This window comes from Rhodococcus sp. 27YEA15 (assembly GCF_049739425.1).
Taxonomy (GTDB): Bacteria; Actinomycetota; Actinomycetes; order Mycobacteriales; family Mycobacteriaceae; genus Rhodococcus_F.
The window spans coordinates 3,223,861-3,237,462 of sequence record NZ_JBMHHW010000001.1; the positions used below are offsets into that span (position 1 = coordinate 3,223,861).

General features: G+C 59.8%; 7 protein-coding genes and 3 pseudogenes. 8 read left to right on the top strand and 2 right to left on the bottom strand.

Features of this window, described 5'->3' with window-relative positions:
* Positions 1-198 precede the first annotated feature (198 nt).
* The 8 genes and pseudogenes from ABH922_RS15300 to ABH922_RS15335 form a co-directional block, all read left to right on the top strand.
* Positions 199-1,905 (top strand): hypothetical protein, encoded by a 1,707-nt coding sequence (locus tag ABH922_RS15300; RefSeq protein WP_424807732.1) that lies wholly within the window; start codon positions 199-201, stop codon positions 1,903-1,905.
* A complete protein-coding gene (locus ABH922_RS15305) occupies positions 1,905-3,509 on the top strand; it encodes a type I restriction-modification system subunit M (protein ID WP_424809683.1) in 1,605 nt (534 codons plus the stop codon). The genes ABH922_RS15300 and ABH922_RS15305 overlap by 1 nt, the downstream gene beginning before the upstream one ends.
* A 20-nt stretch (positions 3,510-3,529) precedes the next feature.
* On the top strand, positions 3,530-4,213 hold the full coding sequence (locus ABH922_RS15310) for a restriction endonuclease subunit S (protein ID WP_424809684.1): 684 nt from the start codon (positions 3,530-3,532) through the stop codon (positions 4,211-4,213).
* A 13-nt stretch (positions 4,214-4,226) separates the two neighbouring features.
* Positions 4,227-4,697, top strand: coding sequence for a hypothetical protein (locus ABH922_RS15315; protein WP_424807733.1), 471 nt, complete (start codon positions 4,227-4,229; stop codon positions 4,695-4,697).
* 13 nt (positions 4,698-4,710) lie between these two features.
* Positions 4,711-7,932, top strand: a complete 3,222-nt coding sequence (locus tag ABH922_RS15320) for a type I restriction endonuclease subunit R (RefSeq protein WP_424807734.1) — start codon at positions 4,711-4,713, stop codon at positions 7,930-7,932.
* A gap of 98 nt (positions 7,933-8,030) precedes the next feature.
* Positions 8,031-9,164, top strand: a pseudogene (locus tag ABH922_RS15325) (IS3 family transposase).
* A gap of 120 nt (positions 9,165-9,284) precedes the next feature.
* A pseudogene (locus ABH922_RS15330) lies at positions 9,285-10,349 on the top strand (AAA family ATPase); the annotation flags it as partial.
* A gap of 383 nt (positions 10,350-10,732) precedes the next feature.
* Positions 10,733-11,446, top strand: a pseudogene (locus ABH922_RS15335) (IS3 family transposase); the annotation flags it as partial.
* Here the strand turns inward: ABH922_RS15335 and ABH922_RS15340 are convergent.
* Both ABH922_RS15340 and ABH922_RS15345 read right to left on the bottom strand, forming a co-directional pair.
* The gene (locus tag ABH922_RS15340) at positions 11,419-12,111 is read right to left on the bottom strand and encodes an IS630 family transposase (protein WP_424807735.1); all 693 of its coding nucleotides are present in this window, start codon (positions 12,109-12,111) and stop codon (positions 11,419-11,421) included. The pseudogene ABH922_RS15335 and the gene ABH922_RS15340 sit on opposite strands and share 28 nt — an antisense overlap.
* A gap of 78 nt (positions 12,112-12,189) precedes the next feature.
* Entirely contained in the window at positions 12,190-13,533 is a 1,344-nt protein-coding gene (locus tag ABH922_RS15345; protein WP_424807736.1) for an IS630 family transposase, read from the bottom strand.
* Between the last annotated feature and the right edge of the window lie 69 nt (positions 13,534-13,602).

Below are 13,602 nucleotides of genomic sequence, written 5' to 3' on the forward strand. Positions count from 1 at the left end.
CGGGTGAAGCGGCCCGTCGTCTCCATGTGGAGGGCGCGTTTCGCCTCCTCCGACCAGCCGTTTCCGGCGCCGGTCAATGAGAGCCCTCTTCAGTTCGACACTGGAAAGGTAGTTCAGTGGCTTCGCGAAACGGGCCACGGAAACAACCTCGACGCAGAAATCGAATCACCCCTACACTCGTCCGCGTTCGAACGTGTGATGCAAGATATCGAGAGTGCGTCAGGTCTTCTACTACTTCACCACATCACGGGTGAGCCGCTTGCCGAGTCCGATCCGATCGATACCGTACTGGCAATCGACGCCCACGGGATCGGATCAGTCCTCGATCCAGCCACGGCATTCGACGCGCTTGGCGACGTCGCATTACGCGAGGCGGTCGACGAGTTGGCGGAGGCCGCATACTCGGGAGGCAGTGCACTCCAACACGTCGTGGACAGCTTGATCGCTCCCAGCGGACCGTGGGCTGGAGAGGCCCTGACCCAGACAGGCGACGACCTGTTGACTACAGCAATTATCGAGGTTCAGCGCGCTGAACCCCGGGAGATCGCACCCTCCGGGTCTGGCAGCCTTCTATTGATGAATGCGCTCGCGAAGCGTACCGATGAGCGCGAGCGGTGGACTATCCGCCGTCGGGCATCATCGCCCGAACACTCGTGCGACCAAGTCGCCTGGAGAAGTCTTGCTGCACAAGAATTTCCGATCGAACCCTATACCGAGGTCCGGTCGAACACGGCCGATACGATCGGCGTTCTCCACATCATGCAGTGGCTGTCAGTTTCGAGCGATTCCGAGTTCTTCGACCATGTCGAGAACTTACTGATGGACCTGAGCGAACTCGACCTACTGCTGGTGGTGGGGCCCGCCAACCTCATGACCGATCGCCACGGCGCGAGCAGGCGACGGCGTCTACTCCTCCCGTCAGAGTCCTACACCGCTCCCCTACGTTATGTCGCGCAACTCCCCAAGGGCCTGAGCCGATTCGGTGGGCGTCGCCGCCTCGCAGTCTGGGTCTTCGGCCGACCTTCGTCTACCTGGACAGTGGTCGGATCTCATTCGGATACGAGGACAGACGTCGCCGCTCGCGAGGCGATTGCCGCTGATATCGCAACGGCGGTGTCCAATTCCATCGATCTATACGCGCACGCATTCCGCACCAGCAGCGTATTGAAGTCCGACGTTTTCCTGCGACAGTCGACGTTGACCGCACCACCTGCGACGGGCGTGCCGGCGGATGGCGGCGAGCGACTGGCGCGTGTATGGGAATTGGACCGGGGACTCCTCGACGGAATTGACGTGTCAGTCGCAGACTCACAGTCAGGCCACGTCACCTTCTCTCGGGCGTTGCGAGGGTTCGGGCGCGATCTCGCCGGGGCCCGGATTCCCGATGAGCACCTCGATATCCCCCAGACAGGCTGGGTAGCGGTGATCGGTTCCGACCAAGTACGCGATCCAATGTTGCTGGGCCGGAGCGGTATCGACCGTCTCACGCTAGAAGAAGTTGCACCGCGCTCAACGCTCACCGAACCTGGCGACGTTGTCTACGTCACCGTCGGCGGGTGCGCTGCTTTCGTCGACCACCACGGCGGCCATGCTGTCGCGGCCCCGGCAAGAATCTTTCGGTGCAAAGACGACGCAAGCCATGACCGTCGCCTGGTCCCAGCTGTAGTTGCTGCGAACATCGCCTCGCAACCCGGATCGGACCGCAGCACCTGGCAGTTGCAGACTGTCCCGGTCGACGCAGTCCCGGCCATCACCGAGATCGCGCAACGTGTCGCAGCTCGAAAACAATCTCTGCTCAACCAACTTCGAGACCTAGAGGCGCTCGCAACGGTACTCACCGAAGGGCTGTCCACAGGCAGCCTGACAGCCACGGTACATACGTCCCACACAACGAAAGCCGAGTGATGACAACCAAGACGAAACAGCCCCTGGCTCCGTCGACAGCCAAAGAACTTCAAGACACCCTGTGGAAGGCCGCTGACAAACTGCGCGGCTCCATGGATGCGAGTCAGTACAAGGACGTCGTCCTCGGATTGGTGTTTCTCAAGTATGTCTCTGACGCCTTCGAGGAGCGACGTGAGGCAATCAGCGCAGAGTTGGATGGCGAAGACGCCACGTACATCGCCGAAACCCTTGAAGACGTAGATGAATACGTCGGAAACGGCGTCTTTTGGGTGGCACCTGCAGCACGTTGGAGTTTCATCTCCGCAAACGCGACGGGAATCGCGGCCTCCGCCAGCGAAGACGCACGGAGCGTCGGGGACCTGATCGATACCGCGATGCGCCTGCTCGCGAAGGACAACACCTCGTTGGAAGCCACCCTGCCGGCAATTTACGGGCGCGATAACATCGACCAACGGCGTCTCGGTGAGCTGGTTGACCTCTTCAACTCGGCCCGGTTCACCGGCGAGGGCGCATCGAAGGCGCGCGACCTACTCGGTGAGGTGTACGAATACTTCCTCGACAAATTCGCGAAGGCCGAAGGCAAACGTGGTGGTGAGTTCTACACCCCACCCGTTTTGGTGCGCACCCTGGTGGAGATTCTCGAACCGCATCACGGTCGCGTTTATGACCCGTGCTGCGGATCGGGTGGCATGTTCGTTCAGGCCGAGAAGTTCCTTGCCCGGCACAACGAGGATCCGACCAACCTGGCCGTATACGGCCAGGAGCTCAACGAGCGCACCTGGCGGTTGGCAAAAATGAACCTCGCAATCCACGGCATCGACTCGCAGGGACTCGGCTCCCGCTGGGGCGATACGTTTGCCCGCGACATTCACCCCGATATGCAGGCCGACTTCGTCATGGCGAATCCGCCCTTCAACATCAAGGATTGGTCTAGGAGCGAAGACGACAAACGCTGGAAGTACGGTGTGCCGCCCGCCAGAAACGCGAACTACGCTTGGATGCAACACATCTTGAGCAAGCTCAAGATGCAGGGTGAGGCTGCGATCGTCATGGCCAACGGCACCATGGCTTCAAATACCGGCGGTGAAGGCGATATCCGCCGCGCCATGCTCGAGGACGATGTGGTCTCGTGCGTTATCACCATGCCTACCAACCTGTTCCGCTCGGTGGCCATCCCAGTCTGTGTCTGGTTCTTCGCCAAGGACAAGGGAATTGGCAGCAAGGGAAATATCGATCGACGCGGTGAAGTTCTTTTCATCGACGCCCGCGAGCTCGGATATATGGTCGACCGTGTCGAGCGCGCCCTCTCCGACGACGACATCGAGCGCATCAGCAACACGTTCCGTACGTGGCGTGGGCGTCAATCTGCAAACGGGACGTATGAAGACGTTCCGGGGTTCTGCAAGAGCGCGAAATTGCAACAGATCGAGTCCGCCGCCTGGGCGCTGACACCGGGCCGCTATGTCGGAACACCTGAATCGTCCGTGGACGACGAACCAATCGACGCGAAGTTCGCGCGACTGACGACGGAACTCACCAAGGCGCTGGATGAGTCCGCGCGACTTGACATTGTCGTTCGGAGCCAATTGGGAGCGCTGACGTGACAAATTTTACAGAAACCTCAGTGGGCAGCTTGGGCCGTATCTTTGACGGTCCACATGCGACGCCAACGCGCCTCGCGTCCGGCACCAAGTACTTCTTGAACATTAGCTCTCTCAGCAACGGACGCCTCGACCTTAACCAGTCAGATTGGATCGGCGACGCCGATTTCACACAGTGGACACGAAGGGTGCAGCCTTGCGAGAGCGACTTGTTGTTCTCCTACGAGACCCGATTAGGGGAGGCAGCATTGATGCCCGCCGGAGTTGAAGCCTGCCTCGGACGACGTATGGCACTTCTGCGACCTGATCGATCTGTCGTAGAGCCTAAGTTCTTGCTGTATGCATGGCTATCGCCCCGATTTCAGGGCGAGATTGCTCAAAGGTCAATTCAGGGAGCGACTGTGGATCGGATTCCGCTGACCGACCTTGTCAATTGGCCGATTTACCTGCCACCGTTGAATACTCAACAGGCAATCGCAGAGGTACTCGGGGCACTGGACGACAAGATCGCCGCCAACCGGCGAGTGTTGCTAGCGACCGATCAGCTCGGACGCTTCATCGCCGGCAACGCGACAGAAGGCGCATCCGATTGCTCTCTTACATCCGTTTCGGAATTACTTACCAGAGGTGTCGCTCCTCGATACTCCGATACTGGGTACCGTAGTTTTAAATCAGAAGTGCGTCAGAAACGGCCGTATCGACACTAGTCTCGGCCGCACAATGGCTGTACTTCCGAAGGTTGAAGGAAAGATTCTGCGTCCTGGCGACATTCTGGTGAATTCAACTGGACAAGGCACTCTCGGACGGGTCGCTCGCTGGACCCGCGCCGACGAGTCTGTATCCGTTGATTCCCACGTGTCGATTGTCCGTATCGACCCCGCGGTTGCTGATCGAGATTTCGTGGGAGTCCTGTTACTCGATCGTGAAGGCGACATCGAGGCATTGGCCGAAGGGAGCACCGGACAGACAGAACTTCGACGCGATGCCCTCGGCGCGCTTCAGCTCAGACTCCCATCGCTTGACGTTCAGCAACGAATTGGTGAGCAACTGCGATCCATGGCTGAGCTCATGGATGCCAGGGACTTTGAGAACCAACACCTCGCGGAGACGCGCGACGAACTCCTCCCACTTCTCATGAGCGGGAAGATCACCGTCAAGGATGCTGAAAAGCAAGTCGAGCAGGAGGTTTGACGTGGGTGACCCGATGAATGAAGCAGCCTGGGAACAGTGGGTTCTCGATGAACTCGGCGACCTCGAATGGCAACCAGTACACGGAGCGACGGTTGCGCCCGGCTCAGGTGAACGCGAGTCATGGCATGAGATCGTTCTTCGGGGAACCCTCAATACGGCCTTACGTAACCTCAATCCCGAAGTGCCAGAAGAGTATCTGCAGCAGGCTATCGCCGAAGTCCTGACTCCGCAGTCTCAAGATGCAATTTCGGAGAACTACCGCCTGCACCGCGTTCTCACCGACGGATATCGAGGCATTACCTACGTCGATGAGAACGGCAGCCAGGTCAATCCCACGATTCGATTCTTCTCCGGCGACCCCGCGAAGAACCGCTACCACGCGGTCAACCAGGTAACCATCCGCAATCGTGAGTACGAGCGCCGCTTCGACGTCGTTCTCTACGTCAACGGACTGCCGCTGGCTGTCATCGAACTCAAAAAGGCCGGGGCCAAGAACACCAGTGCCGAAGGCGCTTTCAACCAGCTGCAGACATACCTGCACGAGTTCCCGATGGCTTTCCGCTTCGCTGCCGTCGTGGTTGCCAGCGACGGTGTCACCGCCCGCTACGGCACTCCGTTCACTCCGTGGCACCACTTTGCGCCGTGGAACGTCGACGACGACGGCCGTCTCGTCGGCCCCGGTGAAGCTGCGCAAGACGGCGATCCCGTCACCGAACTCGGTTTGACACTCGCAGGCGTGTTCAACGTCGAACGTTTCGGACAGTTGGTGCGTGACTACATCGCCTTCGACGAGGACGCGTCGGGGCTCACCAAGCGAATTGCCAAGCCCCACCAGTACTTTGCTGTCACCAAAGCTGTGGCGAGCACTGTCCGCGCAGTCGACAGCGACGGCCGTGCCGGCGTGGTGTGGCACACCCAGGGTTCGGGCAAGTCGATGGAAATGGAGCTTTACTCCGCCAAGGTGATGCGCCATCCACGTCTGGCCAATCCAACCATTGTGGTGATCACCGACCGCACGGAACTCGATACCCAACTGTTCGACGGCTTCCAGCGCAGCACCTTGCTACCTCAGTCGCCACAGCAGGTGGCTTCCCGGGAACAGCTCCGCGAGCAGCTCACCGAACGACGCACCGGCGGAATCTACTTCACGACACTCCAGAAGTTCGGGCTGTCCAAAGACGAGCGTGAGGCCGGCGCCGATCACCCGATGCTGTCGGATCGGCGCAACATCATTGTGATGGCCGACGAGGCGCATCGCAGCCACTACGATTCCATCGACGGCTACGCCGCACACCTGAAAAACGCACTTCCGAATGCGACGTTGATTGCCTTCACCGGCACACCGATCGCCGAGGGTGAGCGCGATACTCGCAAGGTCTTCGGCGACGACATCGACGTTTACGACCTGCACCGGGCTGTCGCAGACGGTGCGACCGTTCCCGTGTCGTTCGAGCCTCGATTGATCAAACTCGCTCGAGTCGACGGTGTCGACGACGACGATCTGGACGACGCCGCGGAGGAAGCAACCGGGCAGCTCGACCAGGCAGACAAAGACCGCCTCCAGCGCAGTGTCGCGGTACTCGACACCGTGTACGGCGCTCCACAGCGGCTCGAGGTACTCGCCGACGACTTCGTCAAGCATTGGGAGACGCGGCGCGAGGCGATGCGCCCCTTCATCGGCGGGTCCGGCAAGGCGATGATCGTCTGCGCTACCCGTAACATCGCGGCTCGCCTCTACGACGAGATCGTCTCGCTGCGACCGGAGTGGCATGACGACGCCGACGACAAGGGAAAAATCAAGGTCGTCTACACGGCAAATCCGTCCGATTCGGCATTGATCAAAAAGCACATGCGTCGTCCCAGTGCTACTGCAGCAGTGAAGAAGAGGATCAAGAACCCTGATGACGATCTCGAGATCGTCATTGTCAAAGACATGATGCTCACCGGATTCGACGCTCCGTCACTGCACACCTTGTATCTGGACCGCCCGCTCAAGGGCGCTTTGCTCATGCAGACGTTGGCTCGGGTGAACCGTACCTATCGCGGCAAGCAGGATGGATTGCTCGTCGCGTACGCACCGCTGGCGGAAAACCTGACGAAGGCTCTTGCCGAGTTCACACGCGACACCGATCAGACCGGCGACCGCGTTGTGGGTCGGACTGCGGACGAGGCCGCGCAAATCGTCCACGACTTGCTGTCCTCACTCTCCGAGCTGGTCGGCGACGAGTGGAAGTCGATCTTCAACGCGGATGCGAAGAGCGGTTGGATCAAAGCGGTGCTCTCCGTGACAACCAAGCTGCGATCACCGCTGACGCCGGGCAACACTGATCCGGAGGACCCGGAGGCGCGGCCACTGGGTGAGTCGTACCGCAATCAGTCTGCGAAGCTCGCCCGCGCCTGGGCACTGGCCGCGGGAACCACCGAGTTGGAAACCGTTCGGTTCGAGGTGCGCTTCCACGAGGAGGTCCGCACCTGGATGGCCAAGCTCGACGCTCAGGAACGGGTGTCGCGGGGTGAGCCGATTCCCGACGACATTCTCCGCCGACTCGGCGACATCATCGTCACGTCGGCGGCCTCCACCGGTGTCATCGACATCTATCGCGAAGCCGGTCTGGAACTACCGCGTCTGGACGCTCTCACGCCCACGTGGCAGAAAGAGGCGTCCGAGCCCAGCAAGGCGCACTTGGCAATCGAAGCGCTCAAGGCCAGCCTGCTCGAGAAGTCGGCTGCTGTCACACGTGGCAACGAGGTGCGGCGCAAACTGTTCTCCGAGCGGATCAACGATTTGATGACGCGCTACACCAATCAGCAGCTCACCGCAGCCGAAGTCATCGCCGAGCTGGTCGAAATGGCCAAAGAGGTCGTTGCCGAGGCAGATCGAGGTAAGAAGTTCGAGCCCCCGCTCGAATCCGACGAGCTTGCCTTCTACGACGTCGTGGCGCAGAACGAGGCAGCTGTCGACGTGATGGGCGACGACGTACTCGCACACATCGCCCGAGACCTGGTGGCCGCCATGCGGCGCGACACCCGCACCGACTGGACCGTCCGCGAAGACGTCAAAGCCAAACTGCGGGCCAGCATCAAGAGATTGCTGCGTAAGTACGGCTACCCGCCAGACAAGCAGCCTGAAGCGATCATCCAGGTGATGCAGCAAATGGAGGCGCTCGCACCTCGCTACGCGGAAGAGCGAGCAGACCGAATCACAGGCAACCCAGCCGAGAACCCGACGGAATAGAAGCCCAAGATGCGCATCTGACTGGATCCCCGTGAACAGGTCCAGTGGTTGTGAGGGTTCTGATGCACCAAAATGGGTGCAGGACGACGAAACACAACATGGCACGTCGACACACACCCGAACAGATCATCCGCAAGCTCCGCGAAGGCGAAAAGCTCCTCGGCGAGAAGTTCACGATCGAGGACGTCTGCAAACACCTCGAAGTGTCCGAAGCGACCTGGCATCGCTGGCAGAGCCAGTACGGCGGCATGAAATCCGATGACGCCAAACGCCTCAAGGAACTCGAAAAAGAGAATGCGCGACTGAAGAAGATGGTGGCCGATCAGGCTTTGGACCTTGACATGCTCAAGGAGTTGAACCGGGGAAACTGGTAAGCGAAGGACCGCCGCCGCAGGGCCGTGGAAGTATTGCGGGAACGGTTCGGGGTATCCGAACGCAGAGCATGTGCTGTGGTGGGTCAATCTCGGTCGGTCCAACGCCGTCGGCGAAGCGTCGACGAGACCGAGAAGGTCCTTCGGGAGAAGCTGCGAGAGATCTCTCGCAAGCATCCGCGTTGGGGATGACGCAAGCGCATGCCCTCTGCCACGCCGACGGTTTGGTGACCAACCGTAAACGCACGCAACGATTGTGGCGTGAGGAAGGGTTGAAGCGGCCGCTGCGGGTGCGGAAGAAGCGCCGCATCGGCGAGGGCCGCAATCAGCGGTTGGCAGCCGCGCATCCGGACCATATGTGGGCGCTGGATTTCCAGGTTGATGTCACGGTGGACGGCCGGCAGGTGCGGCTTCTCAATATTGTCGACGAGTTCACGAGGGAAGCTCTTGCCGCACAGGCATTTCGGTCGTGCACCTCGGATCGGATGACTCAGGAATTGGATCGGATTATTGCCCGTACTGGGCGAAGGCCCGCCCATATTCGGATGGACAACGGTACCGAAATGACGGCACACGCGATGCGCGATTGGTGTCGGTTCGCCGGAGTGGATGCCTCGTTCATCGAGCCTTCGGTCGCCGTGGCAGAACGGGATCTGCGAGTCGTTCAACAGCCGTTTCCGGGACGAGTTCCTCAATTGCGAGGTGTTCCATTCGCTGACCGAGGTTCAGGTTCTTGCCGACGATTGGAGAATCGAGCACAACAGTTATCGACCACACGGATCGCTCGGATTCAGAACACCTGAAGCATTCCGTGCGCAATGGTTAGAGGCCGAGTTCGATCAGGAATTGCAACTCGCATAATCAGTGGACCCGCGGTCGGGGCCCAGTCACATCCGCAAGATGCTGATTCGTTGGTACAAGTCGTTCAACTACGACTACGAGTTGAAGGCGATTCCAGGCGCGACACGCAATGACTGGCAGATGACTGCCGATGGATGGCTTCCCCACGTGTCAATTGGCCTCGAACACGACATCACCTCCGTCGTCGGAGCCAACGAGTCCGGTAAGTCACACTTGCTCGACGCCATCAACATTCTTCTCACCGGAAAGAATCACAGCCAGAACGACTTCTGCCGATACTCTTCGCTGTTCTCCGTCGAGAAAGGTCAGCGGCTGTTTCCTGAAGTTGGTGCTGTGTTTGCCCTGACCGCAGATGACTCAGAAGCGCTTACGACACTGAAGATTCCCTTGCATTCCAATGGCGACCTTCTGATGCTGCGGCCCAACCCTGACGCCGTCGAGGTCCTCAATGATGCTGAGCAGCGCGTTGCGCTCGATGACGATCAGCTCAAAGGCCTTGAGGAACTGCTTCCTCATGCCCATCAGCTCAAAACGCAGATCGACCTTCCGGACTCGGTTTCCATCGCCTCACTCGCCCAAAGCGTCACACCGATGGCCAGTCGGACTCGACGGCACGAACTCCTCGAAACCCTCAACGAGATCACGTCCATCGAAGACATCGCGCCCAGATCGGTGGCGCTGGTCGAGATCTTGACGGCGACCGAACAGCAGAAACTGGGTCGACTACTGCTCACCAAGGTCGCCCGGATCGACCCGTCCGCATTCAGGGATCTCCAAGATGCCATTGCAAACGAGAAGGAAGGCCTCGTCAACGCACTCATCCAGGAGATGAACAAGTCGATCGCACGCCACCTGAACATCTCGAAATGGTGGAGTCAGGATGAAGATTTCCAACTGCGAGTATCCCCGCGAGAGCACGAACTCGTTTTCACTATCCGCGACCGCACAGGCACCGACTACTCCTTCAGCGAACGCAGCCGCGGACTCACCTACTTCCTCAGCTACTACGTTCAGCTACGGTCTCACGATCGTCCCCAGGAACGACCCGAGGTTCTCCTGATGGACGAACCAGATGCCTACCTATCAGCCCTCGGGCAGCAGGACCTCTTGCGTGTACTCGAAGATCACGCTCATCCGGAAGACTCGGACCGAACCGACCAGGTCGTGTATGTCACCCACTCCCCGTTTCTGATCAACCGAAACGCCGGTCACCGCGTCCGCGTTGTGGACAAGGGCGCTCGCGACGAAGGCACTCGCCTCGTCAAAGACGCCACCCAGAATCATTACGAGCCTCTACGAACATCGTTGGGCGCATTCGTAGCAGAAACGGCCTTCGTCGGCGGCGACAACTTGTTCGTCGAAGGCATCGCCGATCAGATCCTGATCGCAGGAATGAACGCCAGGGTCCGCCGCAGCGGGACCGCACCCAGCAAGTGCCTCGACCTCAACCAGGTCACTCTCGTTCCCGGAGGCTCCAACGTCGCGTACATGCTCTACCTAGCTCGCGGCCGCGATCAGTACAAACCTGCGTGCGCGGTTCTCCTCGACAGCGACCCGGCTGCCGGCTGTTCTTCGATGCAGCGCACGGTACCTACGGGTATCGGCGTATTCATGCTGATCTACGCGCCGGCGGCATCGAGTGTTCCCCAGAGCTGGTCCGTTCGATCATGCGCGAACGCGAGATGGTTCCGTGCCAGCCGAGACCGTTTCGGACGACCACCGAATCCGGCGATGACGGAAAGGTACCGGACCTGGTCAAGCGGGATTTCACTGCGGATCGGCCAGGAATGAAGTTCGTCGGCGACATCACCTATATCCACACGTGGCAAGGATTTGTGTATCTGGCGACGGTGATCGACTGCTTCTCCCGGAAGATGGTGGGCTGGTCGATTGCCGACCATATGCGCACAGAGCTCGTTGCGGCGGCGTTGACCAATGCAGCTGCGACCAGCCTGATCGAACCGGAAGCGGTCTTTCACTCCGATCGGGGCAGCGTCTACACCTCGCGGATCTACCGGCGTCTGGTAGCCGGAATGGGTATGAGGTCCTCGATGGGACGGACAGGTCAGTGCTGGGACAACAGTATGGCCGAAAGTTTCTTCGCCGCACTGAAGAACGAATGTGTCTACCGCACTGTCTACGCCACGAAATCTCAAGCACGACAGGACATCATCCGATACATCGAGGGCTTCTACAATCCTCGGCGGAGGCATTCGGCACTTAACTATCAGGCCCCGAACGACGTCCACTACAGTTACCGGCAGCATGTCAACGCGACCTGAAATTTAATCATCTCCAGTGTCCGAAATCCTCGCGGCAGATCAGTCGTGCCGTGGCGGACGTAGTCGTGGGTTTGCTTCTCCGGGATCCCGATCTGCATCGGCAACGTCGGAGCCGTCCGATCCAAGGCCTGAATCTGCGATTTCTCGTCCACACAGAGGACGATCGCGTTCTCCGGCGGATCGAGATACAACCCGACGATGTCGGTGACCTTCGCAACCAACTCGGGATCGGTGGAAAACTTGAAAGTTTCACTGCGCCACGGCTGCACCCCGTACTCACGCCAAATCCGTGCCACTGTGCCGTACCCGATCCCCAAGTGCGTTGCGAGCAGACGTGAACTCCAGTGTGTGACACCGTATTTCTTTGGCGGCGGCATCAAGGTCGCGGAGACGATCTCCCGGTGATCGAGACTACGCGGACGCCCGGAACGCGCATCGTCCTCGAGGCCGGCCAAGCCGTCCGCGTCGTAGCGAGCGCGCCAGGAAATCACCGTCGGCCGCGACACCCCGACCAGCTCCGCAATCGACGAATTCGACTCACCTTGAGATGCGAGCAAGATAATTCGCGCCCGCTGCGCCGCACCCGAAGGGATCGACCTCGATCGCACCCGTCTGGCCAACTCGATATCGTCGCCGTCACGCAACATCAGAGGCTCAATCCGCATGCGCGAAGTATCTCAAACCGAACTGTAAAAGAACTTTAGGCGCGCCGCACTAGTGTCCTGCGTTAGAAATTAAGCATGTTAGTTATTGATTGTTTTCGTCGTGGTTGGGTTGATCTTGGCGAGGTAGTCGGCGAGGGATCTGAGGATCTCGTCAGCGGTCTTGGTCCAGCGGAAAGGACGCGGATTGTCGTTCCAGGTATCGATCCACTCGGTGATCTCGCCTTCGAGGGCTTTGACCGAGGTATGGACACCGCGGCGGATGAGCTTGTCGGTGAGCAGTCCGAACCAGCGTTCGACTTGATTCATCCAACTCGAACCTGTTGGGGTGAAGTGAATATGGAAGCGGGGATGCCTGGCCAACCATGCCTTGATCTCGGCGGTGTTGTGGGTGGCGTAGTTGTCGCACACCAGGTGCACGTCGAGGTCACGGGGTACGGCTTTGTCGATGGTGATCAGGAACTTGCGGAACTCGACGGCTCGATGCCTACGGTGCAGTGCGGAAATGACGGTGCCGTCGGCGATGTTGAATGCCGCGAAGAGGCTGGTAATACCGTGACGAAGATAATCGTGGGTGCGCCGTTCGGGAGTGCCGGGCACGATCGGCAGGATCGGTTGTGACCTGTCGAGGGCTTGGATCTGAGACTTCTCATCGACGCAGAGCACGATCGCCTTCTCAGGTGGATTGTGGTACAAGCCAACAACATCGACCACTTTCTCGACGAACAGCGGGTCGGTGGACAGCTTGAACGAGTCCTGCAGGTGCGGTTTGAGATCGAACTTGCGCCAGATCCGCCCGATCGTTGATTTGGACAGTCCGGTGTGCGCAGCCATCGACGTCCGGGACCAGTGGGTGTCCTTGCTGGGCGTCGACTCCAAGGTCGCGATGATCACGTCCTCGACCTGATCGAGCAGGATCGACGGCGGCCGGCCTGACCGGGGCTCGTCGACCAACCCGTCGAGCCGGTGTGTAATGAAACGCTGACGCCACCGGTTCACGGTCGACTCGTCGACACCGAGATCGGCCGCCGCCTGCTTGTTCGTCCCGCCTTCGGCGCAGCGCAGTACGATCGTTGCCCGCATCGCAAGGTACTGAGCGGTTTTCGCTCTCCTCGCCCACGACGTCAGCTGCGTTCGTTCGTCCTCGCTCAACACCAATTCCGCCTTCGGGCGCCCACTTCGCCCGGCATCGGCCAGTCCCTCGAGCCGCTCGGCGGCGAACTTTCGCCGCCATGTCGCTACCGTCGCTACCGTGAGATCGAGTTCGCGTGCAACACCCGCGTTCGACGCACCTTCGGCGCAGGCCAACACGATGCGCGCCCGCTCCGCCTGCCGCCGGCCACCCGATTCGACCCTGCGCGTCAGCTCGGCACGTTCAGCCACGGACAACGTGATTTCAACAGCCGAAGGCCCACGATGCGACATGAAACAGATTATAAACTAATTGGTGTAATTTCTAACGCAGGACACTAGGTCTGACGTGCAGTCGGCCTT

Bases quoted from the DNA above. Each gene is read 5' to 3' on its own strand.
- ABH922_RS15345 (WP_424807736.1), bottom strand. From the start codon at position 13,533: ATGTCGCATCGTGGGCCTTCGGCTGTTGAAATCACGTTGTCCGTGGCT.
- ABH922_RS15320 (WP_424807734.1), top strand. From the start codon at position 4,711: ATGAATGAAGCAGCCTGGGAACAGTGGGTTCTCGATGAACTCGGCGAC.
- ABH922_RS15300 (WP_424807732.1), top strand. From the start codon at position 199: ATGCAAGATATCGAGAGTGCGTCAGGTCTTCTACTACTTCACCACATC.
- ABH922_RS15315 (WP_424807733.1), top strand. From the start codon at position 4,227: ATGGCTGTACTTCCGAAGGTTGAAGGAAAGATTCTGCGTCCTGGCGAC.
- ABH922_RS15340 (WP_424807735.1), bottom strand. From the start codon at position 12,111: ATGCGGATTGAGCCTCTGATGTTGCGTGACGGCGACGATATCGAGTTG.
- ABH922_RS15305 (WP_424809683.1), top strand. From the start codon at position 1,905: ATGACAACCAAGACGAAACAGCCCCTGGCTCCGTCGACAGCCAAAGAA.